Raw genomic sequence first — 25,603 nt, 5'->3', positions numbered from 1 at the left:
TTGTTTGGGGTTGGGGGAGTTGGGGGGAGCGGCCCACTTTTTTTTTTTTCCTGTTTGGCCGCGGGGGGGGGGGGTGGGCCCCCCCCCCCCCCCCCCGCCCCACCACGCCGGTCACGCGGGCGGGAAGGGCGGCGGGTCGGCTGGGCAGCCCCCGGTGGGCAGCTTCCCGGTGAGCAGGTAGCCGGTGCGGGCGGCGTCGGCGCACGGGTTGGCGGTGTACGAGTCCAGGAAGTCCAGGCGGAACGCCGTGGCCCCGGGATCGCCGTGACCACCGCCGAATCGCACGAGCGGCCGAACTCCCGCAGCACGTCCTCGAGCGGCTTTGCCCACCGGACGGTGGTCACCGGGCGAAAAACGCGTTTGTCGTCCGCCTTCCGCCGGACACCGGGAAGACGGTCAGACCCCCGGGCCGCGGGTGATGGTCAGGGCCACGAAGAGGATGAGGGCGGCGAACGTGCTGTAGGTGATCACGTCGACGGCCTTGCCGCGGATGGCCAGCAGCCCGGCCCGCGTGTCCGACAGCACCCCGCGCAGCACCGCGGCGGTCAGCAGCGCACCCGCGATCAGCGCCGCGCCCTGGCGCCAGTGGTACATCCCGATCCGCAGCGCGGCCAGCGCCACCACCGCCATCACCACGGCGAAGGGCAGGTGCACCAGCCACGACCGGCGGTCCTTGCGCGGTGGTGGCGCCGAGGCGGTCACCGTGGTCACCGCGCGGCCCGTTCGGCGGCTTCCACCACGTTGCTGATCAGCATCGCCCTGGTCATCGGGCCGACCCCGCCGGGGTTCGGCGAGAGGAAACCGGCCACCTCCGCCACCCCGGCCGCCAGGTCGCCGGCGATCTTGCCGTCCACCCTGGACACGCCGACGTCGAGCACCGCGGCCCCCGGCTTGACCATCTCCGGCTTGATGATGCCCGGCACCCCCGCCGCGGCCACCACGATGTCGGCGCGCCGGACCTCGGCGGCCAGGTCGCGGGTGCCGGTGTGGCACAGCGTCACCGTCGAGTTCTCGCTGCGGCGGGTGAGCAGCAGGCCCAGCGGCCTGCCAACGGTGATGCCGCGGCCGACCACGGTGACGTTGGCGCCGTCGAGCGGCACGTCGTAGCGGCGCAGCAGTTCGACGATGCCCAGCGGGGTGCACGGCAGCGGCGCGGTCTCCCCCAGCACCAGCCTGCCGAGGCTGACCGGGGCCAGGCCGTCGGCGTCCTTGTCCGGGTTGATCCGCTCCAGGACGGCGCCGGTGTCCAGGTGCTTCGGCAGCGGCATCTGCACGATGTAGCCGGTGCACGCCGGATCCTCGTTCAGCTCGTCGATCACCGCTTCGAGCTTGTCCTGGGTGATGTCGGCGGGCAGGTCGCGGCGGATCGAGTTGACCCCCACCTTGGCGCTGTCGGCGTGCTTCGCCTTGACGTACCAGTGCGAGCCGGGGTCGTCGCCGACCAGCACGGTGGCCAGGCCGGGGGTGATGCCGCGCCCGGCGAGCGCCGCGACCCGCGGCTTGAGCTCGTCGAAGATCGCGTCCTTGGTCGCTTTGCCGTCGAGAAGCGTCGCCGTCACGGACGTCATTGTGGCAAACGGCGGGTACCGCGCCGCCTGCCGCCCAGTGCCGCGATGCCGATCGCGACCAGCGCCAGCGCCACCCCGCCGATCGTCTCCGGCGCCAGCCGCTCGCCGTGCGCCGGTGCCAGCAGGTCCAGCAGCAGCGCGCCGATCAGCTGCCCGGCGATCGCGGCCAGCCCGAGCAGCAGCACCCCGGTCCACTTGACCACCAGCGAAGCGATCGCGATGAACAGGATGCCGACGATGCCGCCGAGGTAGAGCACCGGGTTCGACGGGAAGCCGACCGGCCCGCCGCGCACCAGCAGCGAGACCAGCCAGGCGAGCAGCAACACGGCGAAGCCGGTGGTGAAGTTGACCAGCGTGGCGGTCAGCGCGCTGCCGGACGCGGCGTTGACCCGGCCGTTGACCGCCTGCTGCACCGCCACGCAGACGCCCGCGACCAGCGGCAGCACCATCAGCCACAGCTCACCGGCGTCGGCCTCGCCGAGGCCGCCCGCCACCGAGCCGAGCACCGCGACCAGGGTGAGCACGGCACCGGCCACCCGCGGTGCGGTCAGCGGGCGCGGTCCGGCCGGGCCCAGCCCGGCGCGGTCCACCGCGAGGCTGCTCACCGTCTGGCCGGCGACCACGCCCACGGTGAACATGGCCACCCCGATCGCCACCACGACCAGCGCCTGCCCGGCCACGAACATGGCACCGGCCAGGCCGCCGAGGCAGTGCCACGGCCGCAGCTCGCCCACCCGCAGGGCGGCGCGCAGCCTGCCCAGCCCCGCCCGCATCTTCGGCGTGCAGGCCAGCGCGACCAGCAGCAGGACCAGGCCACCGCCGAAGGAGAGCACCGCGGCCAGCATCGGATCACCCAGTTCGACGCCGAGCTGGCCGTTGATCCGGCCCTGCACGGCCATCGTCACCCCGGAAAAAACCGCGAGGCTCACCCCGAGTGCTTTTCTGGTGACCGAAGGTACGCTTTCGGGTGACGCGATGACGCCGGTGGCCTTGCTGGTGGTGCTCATTCCGTTCAGTGTGACCGGTGGGGAAGCCCGAGTACGGGTGATCCTCGCCTCAGCGGCACCCGGTCGGGCGAGGCCGAAAGCAGGTGTGAGCTGGCGGTGAGGCCCATTAGTCACATGTGCCGTGCATTGCCGGAGCGGACCAGTCAAAATGTCGGGGTGGCTCAACCGACGACCCAGCTGAACGCAACCGAGCAGGACACCCTGGTCAAGCAGATCGGGCTGGCGCTCCTGCGTGCCGCCCCGCGTGACTGGCAGCGTGTCACCGCCGAGTATCGCGCCGTGGGCCGGTACCACGAGCTGACCGGGGAGATCGTCACCGCCGACGGTGATACCCGCGAGTGGGTGGCCACGCACGACATCGCCACCCTGTTCGGCCGGTTGCGCGGCGGCATGTACCGGGACGGCCGCGGCACCTGGTTCAACGCCCGCTACCAGCTCGACCACCCGTCCAGCTACAACCTCGAGTACGACCGCGACGAGCCGTCGTGGGAGCTGATGCCGCCGTCGCAGGCCTACGCGGACGAGCTGCGCATGTTCCCCCGTGCCGAGGAGAACATCCCCGAATGGCTGATGCGCCGGATGTCCGGGCTCGGTCCCGAGCGCCCGGGGCCGCACTTCCGCATCGCCAGGGTCTTCGACGGCATCGACCCGTCGGGGCACCCGGTGATCAACCGCCCCGACCTCGAGCACGACGAGCAGGACCGCCTGCTCGACTACCTCGACGCCGCCCCGGTGGTGGTGCCCGGCCGCGGGTACGACACCGACCGGCTGGCCGAGGTGCCCGAGGCCGCCGTGCCGATCGCCTTCCACAGCGACGGCACCTGGATCTGGCCCGCCGCGGTCAACTACTACCTGCGCACCTACGGCGTTTCGCCGGAGGCGGAGCTGATCGAGCACATCCACCAGAACGGGTTCACCGTGCCGGAGGTGCCGGAGCAGGGGCGTCAGGCCGCCGCCGCGCACGTCCAGCGCAGCGCCCCGCCGCAGCGCCCCGGTGCGCCGTCGAGCCCGCCGCCGGTGGCGCCGCCCGCCCCGGTCGCGCCCCCGGCCCCGCCCGCGCAGGCCGCGCCGCCGGAGCCCGAGCCGCCGTTCGAGCAGTTCGACGAGCACCCGCAGCCGTACGCCGAGACCGCCTACGACCAGTCGTCCTACGACCAGGCCGCCTACGACGAGGGGTACGACGAGAAGCCCCCGCAGCACCAGGGCCAGTACGCCACCGAGCCGCAGGAGCGCGAAGGTTTCGGCGGTCACCAGCAGGACTTCGAGGAGCCGGCCCCCGCGCACGCCGCGCGTGAGGTCGACCTGGACGACGAAGAGGAGTTCGTGCCGGCCGGGCCGGACCAGGCGACCCGGTTCACCCCGGCGCCCAAGCCCGACCCGGTGCCCGCCGCCGCGCCCACCCAGGTGGCGATGAGCCCGATCGCGCCGGGCGGGCCGCCGCCGGTCGAGGAGCCCGAGCCGGTCGAGCACGGCGACCCGGTGCTCGACCAGCTGCAGGACAAGCTGGACGAGCTGCGGATCCCGGAGGACGCGTACCGGATCGGCGAGCCGACCGACCACGGCTGGAGCCTGGAGCAGATCGACGCGGGCTGGCGGGTCGGCTGGTACGACGGTGAGCTGACCAATCCGGCGGTCTTCGGCGACGCCGACGACGCGGCCGCGTTCATGCTGGGCAAGCTGCTGCTCAACGGGCGCCCGCAGGCGCGGGAAGTCCCGCAACCACCGCCGCCCCCGCAGCCGCAGCCGCAGCGCCAGCAGCAGCCGCCGCCCCCGCCACCGCAGGCACCGCCCGCCGCGCCGCCGACGCAGGTGGTCGCGCCGGTGCGGGAGGAACCGCCGGAGCCGCCGCAGCCGTACCGGCCGCCGCCCCGCAGCGCCCCGGCCCCGGTCGGCGCGCTGCTCGACGGCGACCAGGGTGGCCAGGGCCTGATGACCAAGCTGTCGCCGGAGGTGGCGCCGCCGTCCCGGCCGGAGCCGCCGTCCCGGCCGCCGGAGCCCGCGCCGACGCAGCAGGTGCCGGTCCCGCCGGTCGAGCCTCCGCGTCCGGCCGCCCCCCAGCGCCCGGCGCCGCGCCGGGAGGAGTCGCCCGCCGCCGGTGGCAGCGGGGGCGGGGCCGGGGGCCAGCAGTGGCCGATCAAACCGCTCGCCGGTGAGCCGCCGCTGACCCTGTTCCGCGGCAAGGAGCTGCGGGAGCTGCCCGCGGGCAGCGAGCTGGACCGGTTCGGCGGGCCGAACGGCAACCTGACCTACGTGGCGGGCACGCCGTTCGAGGAGCGGTCGCTGGTGCCGGAGTGGGTCAACCGGCCGTACCACGTCTACCGCGTGCAGCGGCCGCTGGAGGCGCTGGCGGGCATCGCCATCCCGTGGTTCAACCAGCCCGGTGGCGGGGCGGCGTACCTGCTGCCCGCGTCGATCGAGGAGTTGCTCAACGAGGGTGACCTGATCGAGCTGGACCCGGGCGAACCGCCGGTGGACTGAGCCTTCGCCGAAGGGGCGTTCCCGCTGCGGGAGCGCCCCTTTCTCACGTCACCAGCAGCCCGTGCGCGGCGGCGAACGCGAGCGCGGTGTCGACGTCGACACGCGCCCCGGCGAGGTTCGCCTGCCGGAGTTCGCGGGCTTCGAGCCGGGCACCGCGGAGGTCGGCGCCCTCCAGCTTCGCCCCGGCGAGGCGGGCACCGGACAGGTCGGCCCCGGTCAGGTCCACGCCGGTCAGATCGGCGTCGAGGAAATTCGCCTCGCGGAAGCGCAACCCGGCGAGCGTGGCCTTCGCCAGCCGCGCCTCGCCCAGGGACGCGAGCGTGAAATCGCACTCCCGCAAGGAAATCGGGCGCATGCGGCACTCCGTGAAGGACGAACCGAGCAGCGAGCAGCTCTCCCAGGTGGTGTCCGCGAGCACCGTGCGGTCGAACACGCACGAGCGGAACGCCGAGGCGGTGTGGCGCGATTCGCCGAGGTCGGCCTTGGTGAAGTCGCATTCGTCGAAGGTGCAGCCCTGCGTCACCAGCCCGCGCAGATCGGCCTCGGTGAAGTCGCAGCCCACGAACCGGCGGCGCTCCCAGTTCGCGCCGGGCAGCACGGCGTCGCGGTAGTCCTCACCGGTTTCCGTTTCCTCGTCCACCGCACCAGCTTCGCAGGTGGCGTTCCGGCCGGTCGAAGACGGTGCACACCGCGGCGGCCCATCAGCCGAGTTGCGGCTCACCGGTGCGCTGACGCGGGATCAACGCCGACAGGTCCGGCTCGGCCCCATCCACTTCGGCCTCCTCCGCCCGCAGCCATTCCCGTACCCGGCGCAGGTATTCCTGATCGCTCACTAGTCGTACACTCCTTCTACTGTCCACTTGGGATTTCCCGGTGCGCAGACCAGCAGCACGGCCGGCGCACCGTCGAGCAACACCTGCAACCGCACCTTCTCCGCACCCGCGCCCCGGTCCCGCCACGGTCCGCCCCAGCCACGCACCGCCCGCGCCGCACCCCCGTCCACCGCCACCGCGGCGGGCGGTCCGCTGATCCGGTAGCGGTCGGTGATCTGCACCTCGGCCCCGGTCGCGTCGAACACCCGCGCCGGCACCAGGCGCTCGTACACCGTCGCGGGCATCGGCAGGCGCCCGTCCCAGCGCGCCTCGGGCTGCCGCTCCGGCACCCGGCGATCGCCCCACGGCACCAGGCGCACCCGGTCGGCGGGGCCGCGGCCACCGTCGAGCACCGGGGTCACCACGGCTTCCGGCCCGAGCAGGCCCTGGACGTGCACCATCGCCTGCGCGGCGCGTTCGTCGGCCAGCTGCTGCCCGGTGCCGACCAGGCCCAGTTGCAACGACCGGCCCTCGACCGTCTCCTCCGGCACCAGGCGCAGCTCGACCACGCCCGCGCTCGGCCGGTTGCCGGACGTGCCCTTCAACCAGCCTTCGAACTGCCAGCGCACCCGGTCGGCCACGCCCTGGGCGTCCAGCGGCTCGGCGCACCGCCAGACCCGGGTCAGCTCCTCGCCGTGCTCGGTGCGGGCGTGCACACCGAGGCGGGTGCAGGCCAGGCCGTGGGCGGCCAGCCCCTCCTGGAAGCCGGCGGCCATGGTCTTGCCCATGAACGCCGCCACGTCCACCCGGTCCAGCGGCGGGTCGAACTCCTGGGCCACGGTCAGCTCCGGCGGCGGTCGGCGCCGGAGCGGCGGCCGCTCCGACCGCCCGGCCGCCAGCCGGTGCGCCAGCTCCCCGGCCGCCCCGAACCGGCTGAGCACCTCGCGCGTGGTCAGCGCCGCGAACGCCCCGAGCGTGCGCAACCCGAGGCGGCGCAGCAGGTCGACCAGCTCGGTGCGGCCGGTGCCCGGCTGGTCGAGTTCGCGGATGCCCAGCGGGGCCAGGAACTCGGCGGTGCGGCCCGGCTCCACCAGCGTCGACCGGTGCGCGGCCAGGGTCGCCGCGAACAGCCCGTCCGCCACCCCCACCTGGCACTCCACCCCGGCGCGGGCCACCTGGTCGACCAGCAGCTCGGCCAGCCGCTGCTCACCGCCGAAGTACCCGGCGGCCCCGGCCACCGGCACGGCCACGAGGCCCGGCCGCACCACCTCGACCCCGACCACCAGCTCCTCCACCGCGACGGCGACCGCCTCGAAGAACCGGGCGTCCCGCTCCGGTTCCCCGGCGAACACCACCAGCTCGGGACAACGCGCCTGCGCGTCACGGCGCCGCATCCCGCGGCGCACCCCGTCCGCGCGGGCCAGTGCCGAACAGGCGACCACGCGGTTTGCGCTGAACACCGCCGCGGGGCGGTCCTGGGGCACCCCCTCCGCCGCACACGCGGCGACCACCGGCCAGTCGGGGCACCACACCACCAGCAACCGGCTCATCCGACACCCGCGTAATCGGTTTCGCCGGTACTCCAAGCTTTTTCGTCTGCGGGGAACCGGACCTCCGCGGCGCTGCCGGAGCTCGCGTCGCCGATCGGCCCGCTCCCATCGGGCCGCACGTCCTCCGGCTCACCCGGAGCAAGCCGAATACCCGCGGCACCCGAAGCCCGCTCAACCACGCCACCGGTCGACCTGTTCTCGCCAGACCGCACGTCCTCTTGAGGTACCCCCGAGGCAAGCCAGCTGCCCGAAGCTTCCTCAACCGCCCGTCCAGCTGCCGCCGCGCTCCCGGCAAGCCGCATGTTCTCTTCAGGCTCCCCCGCGGCAAGCCGGATACCCGCGCTGCCCGAAGCCCGCTCAGCCGCGGCGAGCCGGGTGTCCCCGGCACCCGAAGCCCGCTCAGCCGCGCCGGTCCGCGTCTCGCGAAGCCGAATGTCCGTGCCCCGCGGCAGGAAAAGCCGTGCCTCCGCCGGGCGCGCCGCGGCGCCCCGCCCCCCGGTGCGCACGGTCAGTTCACGTCCGCGCAGGAACCCCTTCCCCGACTTCTTCAACCCGTGCCAAGCCACGACCCGGCAGCTCAGCTCCACCTCGGCCCCCGGCCAAGGTCCCAGTGCCAGCAGGACCGCACCCCGGTTGCGGGCCCGCGCCGACAGGCGGCGCGCCAACTGCTGCTGGGAACGGGATGGACCGGCACCGCGGGCGCCACCGCCCGCGCCGCCCACGGCCACCAGGTCCATCCCGTCCAGCAGAGCGGCCGTGACCGCGCCGAACTCCATTCCCGGCCGGTTGACCAGCGCGAGACGGTCCACCGCGACCCCGAGCTCGTGCGCCGCCACAACGCCGAGCTCGGGAACACCCACCACGGCCGCCCAGGAACCCCGCGAGGTGGCTTCGGCAAGCAGGGCCAGCAACAGCGAGGTGGAGCCGTGCACCGCGACCGTGCCACCGCGTCGCAGCCCACCGGCGGGCAGCACTCCGGCCAGCTCGGGCCACACGGGCAGCACCTGTCCCGTCGCCTGAGCCTGCCGGGCGGCCGCCGCCACCCCACTCGCCGTACTGACCCCCGGCAACGCCGCCAGCCTCGCCAGCGGAGCGGGCGGAGCTGGTGACGGTGAAGCGGTCGCACCAACCGGCACCGGTCACCACCTCCACCCGACGACGTCGCGAACCACGCCCGTGCTCTTGGCAACACGAGCGCCATGCCATTTCGTCACCGCGGGGAAGGCGGTCACCTATCGAACGTTTGTTCGATGGCTCAAGTCAACACCGGGACAGCGATCATGTCAACCGTTCGCCGAGGGCGTGTCGCTCCCGGGCTCAGTGGGCGAAGTGCCGGGTCCCGGTGAAGTACACGGTGATGCCCGCCGCCTCCGCCGCCGCGAGCACCTCGGGGTCGCGCACCGAGCCGCCCGGCTGCACGACCGCGCGCACCCCGGCCTCGATCAGCACTTCCAGGCCGTCCGGGAACGGGAAGAAGGCGTCGGACGCCGCCACCGAGCCCTTCGCCCGGTCACCCGCGCGGGCGACCGCGAGCCGCGCCGAGTCGACCCGGTTCACCTGGCCCATGCCCGCGCCGACGGTGGCCCGGTCGTGCGCGAGCAGGATCGCGTTGGACTTCACCGCGCGCACCGCGCGCCAGGCGAACTCCAGGTCCGCCAGGGTGGCCGCGTCGGCCGCGTCGCCGGTGGCCAGCGTCCAGTTCGCCGGGTCGTCCCCGTCGGCGTCGATCCGGTCGACGGTCTGCACCAGCACCCCACCGGAGATCGGCCGGAACTCGAGCGGGTCCGGCGCGGCGGACTCCGGCAACCGCAGCAGGCGGATGTTCTTCTTGCGGGTCAGCACTTCCAGCGCGTCGGCGTCGAAGGAGGGCGCCACCACGACCTCGGTGAACACCTCGGCGATCTGCTCCGCGGCCTCGAGGGTGACCGGGCGGTTGACCGCGATCACCCCGCCGTAGGCCGAAACCGGGTCGCAGGCGTGCGCCTTGCGGTGCGCCTCGGCGACGTCGGTCCCGACCGCGATGCCGCACGGGTTGGCGTGCTTGATGATCGCCACGGCGGGCTCGGCGAAGTCGTAGGCGGCGCGGCGCGCGGCGTCGGTGTCGACGTAGTTGTTGTAGGACATGGCTTTGCCGTGCAACTGCTCGGCGTGGGCCAGCCCGTCGCGCCAGTGCCGGTACAGCGCCGCCCGCTGGTGCGGGTTCTCGCCGTAGCGCAGCACGTCGGCGCGTTCCCAGGTGGCGCCGGTGAAGTCGGGGAAGCCCGAGTCGTCGGCGGGCGCGTAGGCGTTGGCGAACCACGACGCGACCGCGGTGTCGTAGGCGGCGGTGTGCGCGAACGCCTTGGCCGCCAAGCGCTTGCGGTCCTCCTGGTCGAACCCGCCGTCGCGCACGCGCTCCAGCACCCAGTCGTAGCGCGCCGGGTCCACCACGACGGCCACGCTGCCGTGGTTCTTCGCCGCGGCCCGCACCATCGCCGGGCCGCCGATGTCGATGTTCTCCACGCAGTCCTCCGGCGAGGCGCCCGAGGCCACCGTTTCCTGGAACGGGTAGAGGTTGACCACCAGCAGGTCGAACGGCGCGATGCCCAGCTGCTTCAGCTGCGCCACGTGCTCCTGGCGGTCGCGGTCGGCGAGCAGGCCGGCGTGCACCCGCGGGTGCAGCGTCTTGACCCGGCCGTCGAGCGACTCGGGGAAGCCGGTGACCTCCTCGACCGGGGTGACCGGCACCCCGGCGTCCGCGATCACCTTCGCGGTACCGCCGGTGGACACGATCTCCACCCCGGCGGCGTGCAGCCCGGTCGCCAGTTCGAGCAGTCCTGCCTTGTCCGAGACGCCGATCAGCGCCCGTTCGACCGGCTTGCGCCCCTGCTCGCTCACCTGAAACCCACCTTCCGTCCGTCCACCGTGCAGCCCGCACGGCACAGCTTCGCGACCACGTCCACCAGCAGCCGCCGTTCCACCGCCTTGATCCGCTCGTGCAGCCGGTCCTCGGTGTCGGACTCCTCCACCACCACCGCCTCCTGGGCGATGATCGGGCCGGTGTCCATCCCGGCGTCCACGAAGTGCACGGTGGACCCGGTGACCTTCACGCCGGCGGCGAGCGCGTCCGCCACCGCGTGCATGCCGGGGAAGGACGGCAGCAGCGCCGGGTGGGTGTTGAGCACCCGGTTGTCGAAGCGCGCCAGGAACTGCTCGCCGAGGATCTTCATGAACCCGGCGGAGACCACCAGATCGGGCCGGTAGGCGGCGACCGCTTCGGTCAGCGCCTTGTCCCAGGCCGCGCGATCGGGGTGGTCGGCGACGCGCACGGTGAAGTTCGGCACACCGGCGCGCTCGGCACGCGCGAGGGCTTCGATGCCGCCGCGATCGGCGCCGACGGCGACCACCGTGGCACCGAAACCGGGGCGGGCGGATTCGTCGAGCAAAGCCTGCAACAGGGTTCCGGACCCCGAGGCGAGCACCACCACCCTGGCCGGGGTGGGCAGCTCCAACCGACTAGGCAGAACGGGTCTCCTTGCTCGGGCACACGGCCGTTGACCTGGGCACGGCCCAGCCTAGTCGCGCTGCCCGGGCTCCTCGGAGGCACCCGGAGCGGGCTCGGGCGGGGCGTCTGCTTCCCCGGTCTCCGGCGGGTCCCCTTCGGCCCCTTCCGGTTCTTCGGGTTCCTCGGGCTCGTCCTGGACGGCGTCGAAGACCACGGTGGGCGCGTCGGCGTCGACCTCGTCGAACTCGGCGTCCTCGGTGACGTCGGTGACCTCGGTGACCACCGGCACCGGGGCCACCGGTGCCCGGCTGCCGGTCAGCCACGCCACCAGCGCCGCGGGCAGCGCCACCCAGCACGAACCGGCCAGCGAGAACACCGCGACCGGCACGGCCACCGGGTCGAACAACGCGTCCCCGAACCGGCCACCGGCGAACGTGCCGAGCAGCACGCAGCCGAACCCGGCCGTGGCGCCGGCGATCGCCGCGGCCCGCACGCGGGCCAGCGGGTCCGGGTCGCAGCGGCGCAACGCCCAGCCCACCAGCGCCCCGGCGAGCGCGGGCAGCACCAGCAGCGCGGGCCACCACGCCTCGTGCCGTCCGGGCAACGCGGCCAGGAGTGGCAGCGCGGGCACCGGACCACCGTCGAAGGCGAACGGCGTGACGTGCACCGCACCGATCGAAAACCCGGGACCGGCGGCGAAGGACAACCCGGCCACCACCGCGTTCGGCAGGTACACCACGGAAACGAGCAGCATGCCGGCGCCGCTGCCCGCGCTCTCGGCGCCGAACGACCGCATGGTCTCCGGCACGGACAAGCCGAACCCGAGCACGGTGACCAGCGACCCGGCCACCAGCAGCGCACCGACGCCGAGCACCCCGGCCCGCAACCCGGTCAGCGCCAGCGGGTCGACGTACTGCCGGACCGAGAGCGGCAGCCCGCAGCGGGCCAGCACCCCCGCCGTCGCCGCGGCCCCGGACAGCGCACCCGGCAGCAGGAACGCCGTCAGCGGCTCGGCGCCGACGTCGGAACCGGTGCACAGCACCGCCACGGTGACCCCGGCGATGGCGTGGGCGGAGGCGATCACGCCGACCACGCCGATCGCCTGCGCCGGATCGGTGCAGCCCAGCCGCCGGGTCACGCCCGACGCGAGCTTGGCGACCAGCAGCAGGAGCACGAACGTCGGCAGCAGCGGCAGCACGCTGAGCGGGTGCCCGTCGAGCTCCAGCGGCACCTGCTGGGTGGCCAGCCAGGCCGGGCCGCCACCGCGCAGCACTCCGGTGACGGTGAACCCGGACCCGGGCGCGAGGCCGGCCACGGCGGCCAGCGCACCGGTGGCCAGGGTGTACCCGGTGAGCAGCGGGAGCAGCGCGGCGACGACCAGCAGCCGGAACCGGGTCGCGCCGGAGACCTCTTCGGCGGCCTCGGCTCCGCTCAGCCGCTCGGTGCCGTCCGGCCCGGTGGTGAGCACCTGCATGCCGCCGACCCTCGCACCCGGTCTGCGCCATCCGGGTGAGCCACGCCGGTGATCACCAGCGGCTCAGGCCACGGCCACCCGGTCGTGTCACACCCGAAAAAGGCCACCCGCGCGTTTCACGCGGGTGGCCTCTCTTCGGCTGGAATTTCAGTTGCCGGGCTTGGTGAACCCGCCCGGCGGGGTCCCCGGCGACTGCTGGCCGCCCGGTTCGGCACCGCTGCCACCGGACTGGAAGAACTGGCCCTGCTGCGGGGCGTAGGAGGTCTGCTGCTGGCCGGGGGGCGGCGTGACCGGCGTGGAGTACTGCGTCGGCTGCGCGGAGAACCCGCCCGAGTCCGGGCCGTTGCCACCGGCGGGCTGTCCGCCGGGCTGCTGGCCACCGGTGGGCTGGTACTGCGTGGGCTGCTGCGACGAGGCGGGCGGCGGGCCGCCGAACTGCGGCTGCTGCGGGGCGTACTGCCCGGGCTGCCCCGGCTGGCCCGGCTGCTGGCCGGTGGGCGGGCCGTACTGCGGGGCGCCCTGCGGCTTCGGCGCGGGCAGCTTGAGCACGTCGTAGTCGAACAGCAGTGCCGCGACCGCGGCGATCAGCTGCAGGAAGCCGAGGATGACGATCACCGTGATGATGCCGGGGACCTGGTCGTTCTCGCCGTAGCCGATCACGTGGTCCAGCGCCTGCAGCGCGCCGAGCACGCTGATCAGCGCGGCGAACGGCAGCACCCGCGGCCCGTTCGGCAGCACGCGCAGGGCGGCGAGCAGGCCGCCGACCAGGAACCAGGTGGTCGACTCGTCCGCGGGCGAAGCCTCGTCGGAGAACCCGACGAAGTACTGCACCAGGCCGAGCACCGAAACGGCCAGCGCCAGGATGACGGCGAAGTTCAGCGCCCCGGACTGCAGGCCCGGCTGCTGCTGCTGCTGTTGCTGTTGCGGCGGCGGGCCGACCGGGGGGAACGACCCGGTACCCGGTCCCTGGGGATTGTGGGGGCCGCCACCCTGCGGAGGGTAACCAGGCCCACTGCTGGGAAAGGACATCCGTGTTCTCCTGTCATCCGACCGGCCACTCGTCGTGGCTAAGAGGCGGCTTCTTCTTTGGTTACTGAACGCTAGCGCACCAGCGCCCCCTGCCCGCCCGCTGGATCGGACGTTCCCCGGGCCGTCGTGGTTTCGTCGGCCGGACGCCGAGCCGAAAAGAGCCGGCCACCCGATCGGGTGGCCGGCTCCGCCGGTGGTGACTCGTTGTCAGTGCAGCGAGTTGTACAGCTCACGCGCCAGGTTGGCGGTCTCGGTCGGCGTCTTGCCGACCTTCACGCCGGCGGCCTCGAGGGCCTCCTTCTTCGCGGCCGCGGTCCCGGACGAACCGGAGACGATCGCACCCGCGTGGCCCATGGTCTTGCCCTCGGGCGCGGTGAAGCCCGCGACGTAACCGACGACCGGCTTGGTCACGTTGGCCTTGATGTAGTCCGCGGCCCGCTCCTCGGCGTCGCCACCGATCTCACCGATCATCACGATGACCTCGGTGTCGGGGTCGTCCTGGAAGGCGGCGAGCGCGTCGATGTGCGTGGTGCCGATGACCGGGTCACCGCCGATGCCGACGGCGGTGGTGAAACCGATGTCACGCAGCTCGTACATCATCTGGTAGGTCAGCGTGCCCGACTTGGACACCAGGCCGATCTTGCCGGGGCCGGTGATGTTCGCCGGGATGATGCCCGCGTTGGACTTGCCGGGGCTGATCACGCCGGGGCAGTTCGGCCCGATGATCCGGGTCTTGCCGCCCTTGGCCACCGCGTGCGCCCAGAAGTACGCCGAGTCGTGCACCGGGATGCCCTCGGTGATCACCACGGCCAGGCCGATCTCCGCGTCGATGGCCTCGACCACGGCGTCCTTGGCGAACTTCGGCGGCACGAAGACGACCGACACGTCGGCGCCGGTCTCCTTGATGGCCTCCTCGACGGTGCCGAAGACCTTGAGTTCCTTGCCCTCGATGGTCACCGTCTGCCCGGCCTTGCGGGCGTTCACGCCACCCACGATGTTGGTGCCGGACTTGATCATCTTGGTCGCGTGCTTGGTGCCCTCGGACCCGGTCAGGCCCTGCACGATGACCTTGCTGTGCTCGTTCAGGAAGATCGACATCTCACGCCCCTGCCGCTGCGAGCTCGGCAGCCTTGTCAGCCGCGTTGTCCATAGTGTCCACCACGGTCACCAGTGGGTGGTTCGCCTCGTCGAGGATGCGCCTGCCCTCTTCGACGTTGTTGCCGTCGAGCCGCACCACGAGCGGCTTCGACGCCTCGTCACCGAGGATCTTCAGCGCTTCGACGATGCCGGTGGCCACCGCGTCGCAGGCGGTGATGCCGCCGAAGACGTTGACGAACACGCTCTTCACGGCCGGGTCGCCGAGGATGACGTCCAGCCCGGCGGCCATCACCTCGGCCGAGGCGCCGCCACCGATGTCGAGGAAGTTGGCCGGCTTCACGCCGCCGTGCTTCTCCCCCGCGTAGGCCACGACGTCCAAAGTGGACATGACCAGGCCCGCGCCGTTGCCGATGATGCCGACCTCGCCGTCCAGCTTGACGTAGTTGAGGTCCTTCGCCTTGGCCTTGGCCTCCAGCGGGTCCTCGGCCTGCTTGTCCACCAGGGCCTCGTGGCCCGGCTGGCGGAAGGCGGCGTTCTCGTCCAGGGTGACCTTGCCGTCGAGGGCGATGATCTTGTCCTGCGGGTCGCGCACCAGCGGGTTGACCTCGACCAGGGTGGCGTCCTCGGAGACGAAGGTTTCCCAGAGCTTGACGACCACGTCGGCGGCCTCGTCGACGACCTTCTCCGGGAACTTGCCCGCGGTCAGGATCTCCACGGCCTTGGCCTTGTCGACCCCGGTGATCGCGTCCACCGGCACCTTGGCCAGCGCCTCGGGGCGCTCCACGGCGAGCTGCTCGATCTCCACGCCGCCCTCGGCCGACGCCATCGCCAGGAAGGTGCGGTTCGCGCGGTCCAGCAGGAACGAGAAGTAGTACTCCTCGGCGATGTCCGAGGCTTCGGCCACCAGCACCCGGTGCACGACGTGGCCCTTGATGTCCAGGCCGAGAATGGCTTCCGCCTTCTCCTTGGCCTCGTCGGCGCTGTCGGCGAGCTTCACGCCACCGGCCTTGCCGCGCCCGCCGGTCTTCACCTGGGCCTTGACGACCACCTGGCCACCGATCTGCTCGGCCGCCGCGCGGGCTTCTTCCGGCGTATTGGCCACGGAACCGGACAACACCGGTACACCGTGGGCGGCGAAGAGATCCCTCGCCTGGTATTCGTAAAGGTCCACTACTCCAGTCTCCTGACGACACGCCACTGTGCTGGTTTCGTTGGCAGCTTTTCTCGCCGAGTCGACCCTAGCGACCTGCGGTTCGGTGGTGGACTCCGCACCCGGTGAAGTCGGTCACCGACGGGCCCCTGACCTCGCGTGTGTGGCCATCTTCACCCGCTCGACGCCTTCTTGACCGGTCCCGAAAGCGACCACGTCGAGCCCGGCGGCGGCGATGGCGCCGTCCGGGTCGGCCGGTGAAACCGCGACCACCGCCGGATCCTCCTGCTCGGCGGCGCTGACCACCTCGGCCGCGGCACCGACCGCGCCGAGGTAGACCACTTCGATGCCTTCGTCGCGCAGCGCACGGGCGACCCCGGCGAGTGCGGCATCGTCGGTGAAGGTGGCGAGCAGGACCCGCGGTGGAACGCTCACGGTTCTTCTTCGGCGGCACGGGTGACGAAGCCCGCGGAAACCGCGGTCGCGACCGCGGCGGCGATCGCCAGCCAGAGGCCGATGCCGCTCGCCGCACCGGCCAATTCCAGGAAGGGCAGTTCGGCCGCGCGGAGCACCAGGACGACAAGAACCCCGAGCAGCAACGCGAACGCGCGCATCGGGCGGCTGCGCAACGCCAGCGCCAGCGCGGCCAGCACGGCGACGAGCGCGATCACCGCGCCCCACCAGGAGGCGCCGAAACCGGTGATGACGGTGGGCGGGTCGTATTCGGGTGCGGTGACCACCGGGGTGACGAAGGCGGCGACCGCCAGCACGCCCGCGGCCACCACCGGCGTGGTGGCGCTGCCCGCCGGGCGCGTGCCGTCGTCGTTCTCGCGCTCGACCATGCCCGCGACGGCCGAGCAGATGCCGGTGACCACGGCGGCGAACAACGCGATGGAGGTCCACGTCACCCCGGGTCCCGGGCTGAGCACCCCGGCGAAACCGGCGGCGGTGAGCACGGTGTCCAGCACGGCCGTGCCGGACAGGGGCACCACGACCCAGGCCACCGAGAGCGCCGGGCGCAGGGTCGCGCCGACGCCGGGCAGGAACAGCGCCAGGCCGAGCACCCCGAGCAGCACCCCGGCGACCACCAGCAGCAGCGCGGCGGGTGACTCCGGGGCGTCGATGGCGGGGGAGGAACTGGTCACCTGCGCGGTCAGCCCGCCGAGCACGGCCGCGGCGGCGGTGACCACGGCGAGCGCCCCGGTCGCCAGCTCCAGCCTGCGGCGGCCGGGCAGCTTGGCCTCTTCGGCGGCGTCGGGGTCGTCGGGGTCGTCCTCGCGCGGGGCGCCTTCCTGACGGGCGATGGCCGAGGCAGCCAGCCCCAGGGCGGCGACGATGGCGATGACCGGCCCGGGGCTGGGGTCGGCGCCGTCGACCGCGAACCCGGCGACGAGGTTCGGCACCGCGACCGCGAGCACAGCGAGCGCGAGGCCGAGCACGCTGCCCCTGGCCGCGGCACGCAGCCCGGAGCCGAAGGCCAGCGCCACCCCCAGCGGCATGGCGAAGGCGATGGCCAGGGCGCCGGTGAGCACCGGCCACGGCGATTCGAAGGCGTTGCGGGCGGGCAGGTACGGGTCGGCGGAGGCGAACGGCGCCATCACCAGCCCGACCCCGGCGACGACGGCCAGCCCGACCGCCGGTCCCACCAGCCGCGGCCCGCCGGGCAGGTCGGTGCCCTCGGCCTCGGCCTCCCGGCGCACGAAGTGGACGGCGGCGAGCCCGGCGGCCGCGGTGAGCAGGTGCCCGGCGAGCAGCGCCCACAGCCCGGCGGCGGGGGTGCCCGCCTCCAGCCGGGCGGGCACGTGGAGCTCGGGCCGGGCGGCCGTGGAGAGGTCGACGAGGAGCTGGAGGTCCAGCAGGAGGCGCCCGGGGGCGAGCACCGCGGCCCCGGCGAGCACCCCGGCGGCCAGTGTCGGCCGCTTCCTGGCGACGGCGAGCACCGAAGCGGCGGCGGGCAGCAGTGCGAGCAGGATCAGCAGTGCCGCGCTCGGGTAGCCAGGACGGGCGTCGCCGACGGCGGGGAGGGTGCCACCGGCCGCGAGCAGGAGCGCGCCGAGCACTCCGCAGGTCAGCGCGCCGGAGAGGAGACCGGGCAGCCGTTGCGGGGTGAGCCCCGCCGGCCGAGCGCGTTGAGTCATCGCGACGACGCTAGCAAGTTCCACGGGGCGGGGAAGAGCAACCTGCCGGGGAGCCGGGCGTCTCACTGCGTGTCGCCCCACGGGGTGACGGGCGGATGAGGTCGTTTACCCGAGCGGGGACCCCGGGTACCCGCCCTTCAACGGCCACCGACGCACTTCGGGGACAACGGGGATATCGGGGACGACGGGGCCGGGATTCGGCACTGAGGGTGCCGAACCGCTGCGAGGCGGACCGCTGCGGGGCGGGGGCCGCGTCGCAGCGGGAGTGAGCCCGGGTTGAGCCGGATTGCGCCGGGTTGCGCAGTCGGCTTGGGCTGGCCGCGTGGAGCGGCTGGCTGGGCTCGGTTGAACAGACCCGCTGACCTGGGTCGGCTGAGCAAAGCCGCCGACTCGGGCCGGTCGGGTAGCGCGGCTGACCTGGGCCGGTTGAGCAGAACCGCCGACCCGGCTCGATTGAGCAGAACCGCCGACTCGGACCGGTCGAGTAGAGCCGCTGACCTGGCTCGATTGAGTAGAGCCGATGACTTGGCTCGGCTGAGTGGAGTGGCTGGTTGAGCCAGGTTCGCGGGCTGGCCGGTGAGCTGGAGCCGGGCTGTTGGAGCGGGCTGGTTCGGGCCAGCCAGGTGGAGCGGGCCAGCCAGGTGGAGTGGGCCGGCCTGGAGCCGGGCTCGTGGAGCGGGCCCGCCTGGAGGTGGGCTCGTGGAGCGGATTGGCCGGGGGCCGGTCGGGCGCAGCGCGGACGGCTGAATGCGTCCGAGACGAAGGTGGCCGGGCTGGACGCCAGCGGGCTGAACACAGCCGGGCCAGGCACGGCTGAGTGCAGTACCCCGTGTCCGGACTGGCGCGCCTGAGCTGGGGCCTGGCCCGGACTTGGGTCCTGGTCACCTGCGCGATTCGCTGGCCTCGTGTGCGGCACCGGTGCCTCGAAGTGGCACAGGTGCTGCACCGTTTGCCCTGCTCAGCGCCATGATCACCTTGTTCCGGACAGCTGCGGAAGTGACCGCCGACGCAAGGGATCCAGGCGGGGCCAGGCAGCCGGAGCAGGGCAACTGTTTATTCCGGGGTTGACCGGGTAAATCGAGACCTTGGGAGCGGTCCGAGGGCTGATTGTGACCTCGGGCACAGGGACAACGCTGTTGCGCAAGTCACACGGTGGGCGTAATCGGGTGTCTACTTTGCGTCATCGGTGCTGCTAGCGCGGGCGTGCAACGGACTCGTTCGGCCGAGGGCGCCGTCGCGTCTTGCCCCGGGCGGTGCCCCTTCGTTACTGTCCCCGGGTCCCCATTACAGTCAGGTCACGAATAGGACGCCGAGCAACCACCCCCGAGGTTGCTCATCGGGTTCCCCCGCCCGAAGTCCGGCCGCGAGATCTGGCTCCCCGAAGATGGAAGGCCCCGTAGTCTTGGCTCGACACCGCTCCCCCGGCGGCCAAGTTCCTTCCCCGGCGCTCGAAGACGCACTCGACGGTGCGGTCGTCCGAGTCCGGGGGACCCACCGGCTCCCCCCGCCCCCGTCCGCCCTCCGTGGCCGCGTTGTGGTCGCCGCTGTCGCCGCCGGGGCGTTCGCCGCCGCGGCCGCCGGCTCGACGCTCCAGTCGCTCGGTTCGGACTCCGACGCCAATGTGACGCCGCTGGCCAGCTCCCGTGACGCCAGTGCCGCGTTCGGCGTCGGCGGTGACACCAAGGCGAGCGCTCCCGAGCTGCTTCCGGTCGCGCTGAACACCGACGCCTCCGCCGAAGTCCAGAAGCTGGACGACAGCGCCTCGGTGACCAGTGCCCGCGTGGAACGCGAAGCCGAAGCGCAGCGCAAGAAGGAAGAAGAGGCCAAGCGGCCCAAGATCGTGAACCCGTGCCCCGCGGCCCGGTTCACCTCCGGCTTCGGCGCCCGCTGGGGCACCAGCCACAACGGCATCGACCTCGCCGCGCCGATCGGCACGCCGATCCTCTCCGCCGCCGACGGCACCGTGATCGAGGCCGGCTCCGCCAGCGGCTTCGGCCTCTGGGTCCGCGTCCAGATGGACGACGGCACGATCCACGTCTACGGCCACATGAACAGCTTCTCGGTGCGCGCCGGCCAGAAGGTCAAGGCGGGCGAGCAGATCGCCGAGGTCGGCAACCGCGGTCAGTCGACCGGCCCGCACCTGCACTTCGAGGTGTGGACCCCGGGCGGCAAGAAGATCGACCCGGGCCCCTGGCTGCGCGAGCGCGGCGTCAAGATCTGATCCCCCTCCTTCCGGATCCTCCGGTGGATGGCCCTCGCACGTGGTAGGCGAGGGCCGTCCGCATCGGGTGCACCTGTTCCCCGCCGCGTCGTCCGGGCCTTCGGCGCGCGCGGGTCGAGCGGTACCCACCTGACCGGACCGCGAAGCACACTTCAGCGTGGACTGCCAGCGCGCGGGGCGCCGGTGCTCCCGCGGCGACCTCCGCGACGTGGCCGCACAGTTCCGCCACATGTCGTTCCTCCTGCTCCCGGGGGGCCGCAGGAACCCACCCGCTCGTCGAACTCGTGTTCGACGTTGTTTATAGCGGGTGGGTACGACAGTTTTAGAGCTTCACCATCGGCACGCTGCCGATCAGCATCAGCTTGACCTTGCCGGAGGCACCGAAGTCGATGGTGGCGGTGGCGCGGGGACCGCTGCCGTCGGCCGCGACCACCGTGCCGAGGCCGTACTTGTCGTGGCTGACCCGGTCGCCGACGTCCAGCTTCAGCGCCACCGTGTCCTTCCAGCCCTTGAAGTTCGTCGTGCGCGTCCGGCCCGCCTGCACCGGGTCACCGCCGAACGAGGACGAGCGGCTGCCCCAGGTGGTCGCCGCCCGCGGGGAGCCGGAGCGGAAGCCACCGCGTGCGGGTTCCTCCCGCCGCCAGTCGAGCAGTTCGGCCGGGATCTCGTCCAGGAAGCGCGAAGCCGGGTTGGTCATGGGCTGGCCCCAGGCCGTGCGCGCGACCGCCCTGGACACGTACAGCCGCTGCCGCGCGCGGGTGATGGCCACGTAGGCCAGCCGCCGCTCCTCGGCCAGCTCGGCGGGCTCCGAGAGGGCACGCATGTGCGGGAAGATGCCGTCCTCCCAGCCGGTGCAGAACACCACCGGGTACTCCAGGCCCTTCGCGGTGTGCACGGTCATCAGCGTGACCACACCCGTGTCGTCGCCGTCCTCGCCGTCGGGCGACGGGATGGAGTCGGCGTCCGCGACCAGCGACACGCGCTCCAGGAACGCGGGCAGCGAGCCGGGCACCACGACCGGATCCTCCGGCGGCGGGGTGAGCTCGACCGCCGTTTCGCCGAATTCCCTGGCCACGGTGACCAGTTCGGTCAGGTTCTCCACCCGGGACGCGTCCTGCGGGTCGTCGGAGTCCTCCAGCTCCTGGCGGTAGCCGGTGCGCTCCAGCACGGCCTCCAGGATGTCCGCCACGTCGGCGTCGGCCTCGACCAGGCCGCCGAGGTCGTCCAGCAGCTCCAGGAAGCCCGCGATGGCCTTCTGCGACCGCGGGTTCATCAACGCCACCTTGCCGTCGACGGACTCGCGCAGGGCCGCGGCGAACGAGATCCGCTCGCGCTCGGCGTGCGCGGCCACCACCGCCTCGGCCCGGTCGCCGATGCCCCGCTTGGGCACGTTGAGGATGCGGCGCAGGCTGACCGTGTCCTCCGGATTGGCCAGCACGCGCAGGTAGGCCAGCATGTCGCGGACCTCGCGCCGCTCGTAGAACCGCACCCCGCCGACCACCCGGTAGGGCAGGCCGAGCCGGATGAAGATCTCCTCGAACACCCGCGACTGGTTGTTCGTGCGGTAGAAGACGGCCACGTCGCCGTAGTTCGCCGCGCCCGAATCAGCCAGCTCGTCGATCTCGCGCGCGACGAAGGCGGCCTCGTCGTGCTCGTTGTCGGCCACGTAGCCGACGATCTTCTCGCCGTCGCCGGAATCGGTCCACAGCCGCTTCGCCCGGCGGTTCGGGTTGCGCGCGATCACCGCGTTCGCCGCGGAGAGAATGGTCTGCGTGGAGCGGTAGTTCTGCTCCAGCAGGATGGTGTGCGCGTTGGTGAAGTCGCGCTCGAACTCCTCGATGTTGCGGATGGTCGCGCCGCGGAAGGCGTAGATCGACTGGTCCGCGTCCCCGACCACGCACAGCTCGCCCGGCTCCACCCCGGACTCGGTGGTCCCGGTGCCGACCAGTTCGCGGACCAGGGTGTACTGCGCGTGGTTGGTGTCCTGGTACTCGTCAACCAGCACGTGCCGGAACCGGCGCCGGTAGTACTCGGCCACGTCGGGGTAGTTCTGCAGCAGCTCGACCGTGCGCATGATCAGGTCGTCGAAGTCCATCGCGTTGGCCTGGCCGAGCCGCAGCTGGTACTCCGCGTACGCCTCGGCGACCCGCCGCTCCAGGTCGTTGCCCGCCTTGGCCTTGGCGTCCTCGGCGTCGAGCAGCTCGTTCTTCAGGTTCGAGATGTGGATGGCCAGCGTGCGCGCCGGGTAGCGCTTGGGGTCCAGGTCGAGGTCGCGCGCGACCAGCGTGATCAGGCGCTTGGTGTCGTCGGCGTCGTAGATGGAGAAGCTGGAGGTCATGCCGAGGGTCTTGGCCTCGCGCCGCATGATCCGCACGCACATGGAGTGGAAGGTGGACACCCACATCGCGTTGGCGCGCCTGCCGACCAGCGCGGCCACCCGCTCGCGCATCTCGGCGGCGGCCTTGTTGGTGAAGGTGATCGCCAGTATCTGCCCGGGGTGCGCGCCGCGCTCGCCGAGCAGGTAGGCGATCCGCCGGGTGAGCACCCTGGTCTTGCCCGAGCCCGCGCCGGCGACGACCAGCAGCGGCGCGCCGGCGTGCGTGACGGCGGCGCGCTGGGCGGGGTTGAGGTCGGCGAGCAGGGCGGGCTCACCGGTGGCGGCGGGGAGATCGAAGAGGGTGTCCATCGCCTGTCCACGTTACTCGGCGGGACCGACGGAGTACGGCACCGGACGCAGGTGGCGGAGCCGCTCCCGGGCCGACGCCGGGACGCGCCACCCGCGCGCACCCTGGGGGCATGTCCAGCACAGAGCCCACACCAGCCAGGATCCGCGCTTCGGACGCCGAACGCGAACGGGTCGCCAGCCGGGTCCAAGCCGCCGGAGCGGCGGGCAGGCTGACCCTCACCGAAACCGACGAACGGGTCGCCGCGGTCTACGCCGCCACCCACACCCACGAGCTGGCCGGTCTGACCGCGGACCTGCCACCGGAACGCCCGCCGCGCGGCCGCCCGCCGGTGCGGGCGCTGCGCGCGCACGCGGCGGTCGCCGCCGTCACCGGCGTGCTGGTCGTGGTGCGGTGGGTGGTCTCCGACGGGGAGTTCTTCTGGCCCGCCGCGCCCCTCTTCTGGCTTGCGGTCAGCGTCGCCGCACACGCCTGGGTGCGCGGGTTCCGCCCCCGGCGGCGTGACGTTGTGCAATACTGACGGTGTGCGGCAAGACCACCGATTTTTTTACGGGACCCGGACTCCGGCTCCCGTGATCGCGTAGTGCCGCAACGCAGTCACCACGAAGCCCCGGAGTCCACGGACCCGGGGCTTTCGCAGGCTTTGGGACCCGAAGCGGATCCGGACCCGATCACGGAGGTCCCGATGAACCCCCAGACCGAGCAGCCAGAGCAGCTCACCGCCGCCGAGGACATCGACGCGCTGCGCCAGGAGATCGACTGGCTGGACCAGGAGATCCTGCGCCTGGTCAAGCGCCGGGTCGAGGTGTCGAAGACGATCGGCGCCGCGCGGATGGCCGCCGGTGGCACGCGCATCGTCTACAACCGCGAAATGGACGTGCTGGCCCGCTACCGCGAGCTGGGCCCGGAGGGCCGCGAGCTGGCGATGGCGCTGCTGAACCTGGGGCGCGGGCGCCTCGGCCGGTAGGTAACGAAGCCGGAAGTTCAGGGTGTGCCCTGAGCCGCGGCGGGCCGGAACCGGGCACACTGGGCGGTATGGGAACGATCGTCAACCTGATCGCCGTCGTGGTGGCCATCGCCGGCCTGCTCGCCGCGCTCGGCCACGCCGGTTACCTCGCGATGCTGAACAAGGCCGCCAAGGACCGCGCGGGCGGTTCGCCGATCGCGCAGTACGTGCGCAGCCGGTGGGCGGTGGCGGGCGGCACCACCGCCGCCTCGTTCCTGGCCCTGTTGATCACCGGCAGCGACGCCATTCCGATGGACGTGCTGGCGATCGTGCTGGCGGCGGGCAGCGGAGCGGTAGCGACCAAGGCGCTGCAGTCCACCCAGCAGAGGTACCGCAGCGGCGGCTGAGGGCCGAAGGCACACTCAGAGCGGCAACTCCTGGTGCCGTTGGTGGGTCGCCACCCGCCCAGCGCGCCCGTCGGAGTGAAATTTCTGCAACTTGCAGATTCGATGGCGCGTTTCCGGTCTGGGCCTTCTAGGCTGTTCGTACGAGAGGACCCGCGTGTCAGTTCGGCAGGCGAGGCCGTTGGTCTCGCATGTGCACAGCCGGATGCGCGTGCAGATGAGCTGTGCAGACGCCCCGCTCACCCTGGTCCGATCGGGTTGAACCGGACAGCACCACCGTCACCAGCCGCAGGGAGGAGGAGTCCACCCAGCATGACCGGCAGGATCGACTCCACCGGGCACGGCCGCCACCGCCGCCGTGGCGCCGGTACCTGGACCCCCGCCGTGCCGCCGGCCCCGGGACACCGCTCCCACCGCTCGTCCGGCGGCACCGGGATCCTCGAGCCCCCGGCCGCCCGCACCGACCCCGGCTTCCGCGCCTCCCGCGGTGTGCTGCCGGTGGCGCTCACCCCGCCGCCGCTGCCGACGCTGCCGACACTGCCGACGCTGCCCAGCCAGCGCGGCGACTCGCGGCCGACGGTGCCGATCCCGGCGACCGGCAACGGCACCGACAGCACCGGCAGCACCGACGGCACCGGTGAGCTGCAGCCGGTCCGCCGCACCAAGGTCACGCTGACCCCGCCGCCCCCGCCCGCGGTGCCGGAGGAGGACGAGGCACGCATCTTCGTCGCCCCGCCCGCCGCCGGGCTCGGCACCTTCGACCTCGGCACCGTGCCCGCGTCGGTGACCCCGCCCCGGACCTGGCGCAAGGCGGCCTGGTTCGCCACCGCCTCCTCCGGCGGTGTGGTGGTCGCGATGCTGTGCGCCGGCACCTTCCTGGTCGGCCAGTCCCCCACCGAGGACACCCGCGCGATCAACGGCTGGCCCGGTGAGAACGGCGGTACCCACCCGCTGGTGCAGGGTGATCTGCCGCTGCCGGGGGACGGCACGGGTACCGGTACCGGTGACGAGGCGGACCCGGCGGACCCGGCGGAGCCGGCCGACCCGCTGTCGCCGGAAACCGGCTTTCCGCCGTCCAGCGACCTGGCCGATCCCGGCGAAGCGCCGTCCTCCTCCGCGGGGGGCACCGACCGGCCGCACCGCACCCCCGGCGGGCCCACCCGCACCGAGCCGGACACCGGCCGGGCCAAGCCCGAGCTGCAGAAGCCGCCGCGGAAGCCGGCCAAGCGCGAGTTCGAGAAGCAGCGCTACCAGACCGGCTACGACGCGAAGACCATGGCGGACCACTCGGAGCAGTTCTTCAACACCGTCACCGAGGACCCCGGATCGGCCGCCGCGCTGACCGACGGCGAACTGCGGGCGCAGGGCGAGTCCGGGCTGCGGGAGAACTACTCCGACGTGGCGTACTTCGAGGTCAAGCACATCTACGTGGACCCGAACGACGGGGTCACGGTGAACACCGTCGAGGTCACCCACGAAGACGGCAGCAAGACCACCGAGCAGCGCACGCTGGTGTTCAACGAGGAAGACAAGATCACCGACGACGGCCGGTAGGAGCGT

At 72.8% G+C, this 25,603-nt stretch carries 22 protein-coding genes and 1 pseudogene; 6 read left to right on the top strand and 17 right to left on the bottom strand.

Annotated features, from left to right (window positions below; genetic code table 11):
* Positions 1–111 precede the first annotated feature (111 nt).
* From AC07EG_RS00715 to AC07EG_RS00700, 4 genes are all read right to left on the bottom strand, one after another.
* On the bottom strand, positions 112–285 hold the full coding sequence (locus AC07EG_RS00715; protein ID WP_478250825.1) for a hypothetical protein: 174 nt from the start codon (positions 283–285) through the stop codon (positions 112–114).
* A 111-nt stretch (positions 286–396) separates the two neighbouring features.
* Positions 397–630, bottom strand: coding sequence for a DUF3017 domain-containing protein (locus AC07EG_RS00710; protein ID WP_478251208.1), 234 nt, complete (start codon positions 628–630; stop codon positions 397–399).
* A gap of 77 nt (positions 631–707) precedes the next feature.
* A complete protein-coding gene (locus AC07EG_RS00705) occupies positions 708–1,559 on the bottom strand; it encodes a bifunctional methylenetetrahydrofolate dehydrogenase/methenyltetrahydrofolate cyclohydrolase (protein ID WP_478250824.1) in 852 nt (283 codons plus the stop codon).
* Between the two features lie 5 nt (positions 1,560–1,564).
* Entirely contained in the window at positions 1,565–2,575 is a 1,011-nt protein-coding gene (locus tag AC07EG_RS00700; RefSeq protein ID WP_478250823.1) for a DMT family transporter, read from the bottom strand.
* Positions 2,576–2,689: 114 nt separating this feature from the next.
* On the opposite strand from AC07EG_RS00700, the gene AC07EG_RS00695 reads away from it, so the two are divergent.
* On the top strand, positions 2,690–5,053 hold the full coding sequence (locus tag AC07EG_RS00695) for a TNT domain-containing protein (RefSeq protein ID WP_478250822.1): 2,364 nt from the start codon (positions 2,690–2,692) through the stop codon (positions 5,051–5,053).
* 43 nt (positions 5,054–5,096) lie between these two features.
* Here AC07EG_RS00695 and AC07EG_RS00690 read toward each other — a convergent pair whose 3' ends face one another.
* The 12 genes and pseudogenes from AC07EG_RS00690 to AC07EG_RS00635 form a co-directional block, all read right to left on the bottom strand.
* Complete coding sequence (locus AC07EG_RS00690; RefSeq protein WP_478250821.1) at positions 5,097–5,693, bottom strand: pentapeptide repeat-containing protein; 597 nt, start codon at positions 5,691–5,693, stop codon at positions 5,097–5,099.
* Positions 5,694–5,754: 61 nt separating this feature from the next.
* Positions 5,755–5,886: a hypothetical protein gene (locus AC07EG_RS00685; protein WP_478250820.1), complete on the bottom strand. Its 132-nt coding sequence runs from the start codon at positions 5,884–5,886 to the stop codon at positions 5,755–5,757.
* Positions 5,886–7,415: a DNA polymerase Y family protein gene (locus AC07EG_RS00680; RefSeq protein WP_478250819.1), complete on the bottom strand. Its 1,530-nt coding sequence runs from the start codon at positions 7,413–7,415 to the stop codon at positions 5,886–5,888. The genes AC07EG_RS00685 and AC07EG_RS00680 overlap by 1 nt, the downstream gene beginning before the upstream one ends.
* Before the next feature lie 446 nt (positions 7,416–7,861).
* Positions 7,862–8,551: pseudogene (locus AC07EG_RS00675) on the bottom strand (hypothetical protein); the annotation flags it as partial.
* Between the two features lie 181 nt (positions 8,552–8,732).
* Complete coding sequence (gene purH, locus AC07EG_RS00670) at positions 8,733–10,292, bottom strand: bifunctional phosphoribosylaminoimidazolecarboxamide formyltransferase/IMP cyclohydrolase (RefSeq protein ID WP_478250818.1); 1,560 nt, start codon at positions 10,290–10,292, stop codon at positions 8,733–8,735.
* Positions 10,289–10,906: a phosphoribosylglycinamide formyltransferase gene (gene purN / locus AC07EG_RS00665; protein WP_478250817.1), complete on the bottom strand. Its 618-nt coding sequence runs from the start codon at positions 10,904–10,906 to the stop codon at positions 10,289–10,291. Before purN ends, purH begins: the two co-directional genes overlap by 4 nt.
* Before the next feature lie 63 nt (positions 10,907–10,969).
* Complete coding sequence (locus tag AC07EG_RS00660; RefSeq protein ID WP_478250816.1) at positions 10,970–12,373, bottom strand: cell division protein PerM; 1,404 nt, start codon at positions 12,371–12,373, stop codon at positions 10,970–10,972.
* Between the two features lie 147 nt (positions 12,374–12,520).
* Entirely contained in the window at positions 12,521–13,402 is an 882-nt protein-coding gene (locus tag AC07EG_RS00655) for a DUF5336 domain-containing protein (protein ID WP_478250815.1), read from the bottom strand.
* A gap of 207 nt (positions 13,403–13,609) precedes the next feature.
* Positions 13,610–14,500, bottom strand: a complete 891-nt coding sequence (gene sucD / locus AC07EG_RS00650) for a succinate--CoA ligase subunit alpha (protein WP_478250814.1) — start codon at positions 14,498–14,500, stop codon at positions 13,610–13,612.
* A 1-nt stretch (position 14,501) separates the two neighbouring features.
* On the bottom strand, positions 14,502–15,671 hold the full coding sequence (gene sucC, locus AC07EG_RS00645; RefSeq protein ID WP_478250813.1) for an ADP-forming succinate--CoA ligase subunit beta: 1,170 nt from the start codon (positions 15,669–15,671) through the stop codon (positions 14,502–14,504).
* Positions 15,672–15,785: 114 nt separating this feature from the next.
* Positions 15,786–16,085: a hypothetical protein gene (locus tag AC07EG_RS00640; protein WP_478250812.1), complete on the bottom strand. Its 300-nt coding sequence runs from the start codon at positions 16,083–16,085 to the stop codon at positions 15,786–15,788.
* Positions 16,082–17,788, bottom strand: coding sequence for a hypothetical protein (locus AC07EG_RS00635; protein ID WP_478250811.1), 1,707 nt, complete (start codon positions 17,786–17,788; stop codon positions 16,082–16,084). Before AC07EG_RS00635 ends, AC07EG_RS00640 begins: the two co-directional genes overlap by 4 nt.
* Positions 17,789–19,322: 1,534 nt before the next feature.
* Here AC07EG_RS00635 and AC07EG_RS00630 point away from each other — a divergent pair.
* Positions 19,323–20,009 carry a M23 family metallopeptidase gene (locus tag AC07EG_RS00630; protein WP_478250810.1) on the top strand — a complete coding sequence of 229 codons (687 nt, stop codon included), beginning with the start codon at positions 19,323–19,325 and terminating at the stop codon, positions 20,007–20,009.
* A gap of 322 nt (positions 20,010–20,331) precedes the next feature.
* Here the strand turns inward: AC07EG_RS00630 and pcrA are convergent, their stop codons facing one another.
* Positions 20,332–22,695, bottom strand: a complete 2,364-nt coding sequence (gene pcrA, locus AC07EG_RS00625) for a DNA helicase PcrA (RefSeq protein ID WP_478250809.1) — start codon at positions 22,693–22,695, stop codon at positions 20,332–20,334.
* A gap of 110 nt (positions 22,696–22,805) precedes the next feature.
* On the opposite strand from pcrA, the gene AC07EG_RS00620 reads away from it, so the two are divergent.
* From AC07EG_RS00620 to AC07EG_RS00605, 4 genes are all read left to right on the top strand, one after another.
* On the top strand, positions 22,806–23,213 hold the full coding sequence (locus AC07EG_RS00620; protein WP_478250808.1) for a DUF1707 SHOCT-like domain-containing protein: 408 nt from the start codon (positions 22,806–22,808) through the stop codon (positions 23,211–23,213).
* Positions 23,214–23,378: 165 nt separating this feature from the next.
* The gene (locus AC07EG_RS00615) at positions 23,379–23,660 is read left to right on the top strand and encodes a chorismate mutase (protein WP_478250807.1); all 282 of its coding nucleotides are present in this window, start codon (positions 23,379–23,381) and stop codon (positions 23,658–23,660) included.
* 68 nt (positions 23,661–23,728) lie between these two features.
* On the top strand, positions 23,729–24,046 hold the full coding sequence (locus AC07EG_RS00610; protein ID WP_113695975.1) for a hypothetical protein: 318 nt from the start codon (positions 23,729–23,731) through the stop codon (positions 24,044–24,046).
* A 309-nt stretch (positions 24,047–24,355) separates the two neighbouring features.
* Entirely contained in the window at positions 24,356–25,597 is a 1,242-nt protein-coding gene (locus AC07EG_RS00605; protein ID WP_478250806.1) for a hypothetical protein, read from the top strand.
* Positions 25,598–25,603: the final 6 nt, after the last annotated feature.

The organism is Amycolatopsis sp. NPDC045836, assembly GCF_056431745.1.
Note: the sequence above shows the minus strand (reverse complement) of the source record. Positions and strands in the feature narration are given on the sequence as shown.

What these genes read in the sequence shown, in the direction of transcription:
- pcrA (WP_478250809.1), bottom strand. Translation starts at nt 22,695, where the DNA reads ATGGACACCCTCTTCGATCTCCCCGCCGCCACCGGTGAGCCCGCCCTG.
- AC07EG_RS00700 (WP_478250823.1), bottom strand. Translation starts at nt 2,575, where the DNA reads ATGAGCACCACCAGCAAGGCCACCGGCGTCATCGCGTCACCCGAAAGC.
- AC07EG_RS00615 (WP_478250807.1), top strand. Translation starts at nt 23,379, where the DNA reads ATGAACCCCCAGACCGAGCAGCCAGAGCAGCTCACCGCCGCCGAGGAC.
- AC07EG_RS00710 (WP_478251208.1), bottom strand. Translation starts at nt 630, where the DNA reads ATGGCGGTGGTGGCGCTGGCCGCGCTGCGGATCGGGATGTACCACTGG.
- AC07EG_RS00635 (WP_478250811.1), bottom strand. Translation starts at nt 17,788, where the DNA reads ATGACTCAACGCGCTCGGCCGGCGGGGCTCACCCCGCAACGGCTGCCC.
- AC07EG_RS00655 (WP_478250815.1), bottom strand. Translation starts at nt 13,402, where the DNA reads ATGTCCTTTCCCAGCAGTGGGCCTGGTTACCCTCCGCAGGGTGGCGGC.
- AC07EG_RS00660 (WP_478250816.1), bottom strand. Translation starts at nt 12,373, where the DNA reads ATGCAGGTGCTCACCACCGGGCCGGACGGCACCGAGCGGCTGAGCGGA.
- AC07EG_RS00680 (WP_478250819.1), bottom strand. Translation starts at nt 7,415, where the DNA reads ATGAGCCGGTTGCTGGTGGTGTGGTGCCCCGACTGGCCGGTGGTCGCC.
- AC07EG_RS00605 (WP_478250806.1), top strand. Translation starts at nt 24,356, where the DNA reads ATGACCGGCAGGATCGACTCCACCGGGCACGGCCGCCACCGCCGCCGT.
- AC07EG_RS00695 (WP_478250822.1), top strand. Translation starts at nt 2,690, where the DNA reads ATGTGCCGTGCATTGCCGGAGCGGACCAGTCAAAATGTCGGGGTGGCT.
- sucD (WP_478250814.1), bottom strand. Translation starts at nt 14,500, where the DNA reads ATGTCGATCTTCCTGAACGAGCACAGCAAGGTCATCGTGCAGGGCCTG.
- AC07EG_RS00610 (WP_113695975.1), top strand. Translation starts at nt 23,729, where the DNA reads ATGGGAACGATCGTCAACCTGATCGCCGTCGTGGTGGCCATCGCCGGC.
- AC07EG_RS00620 (WP_478250808.1), top strand. Translation starts at nt 22,806, where the DNA reads ATGTCCAGCACAGAGCCCACACCAGCCAGGATCCGCGCTTCGGACGCC.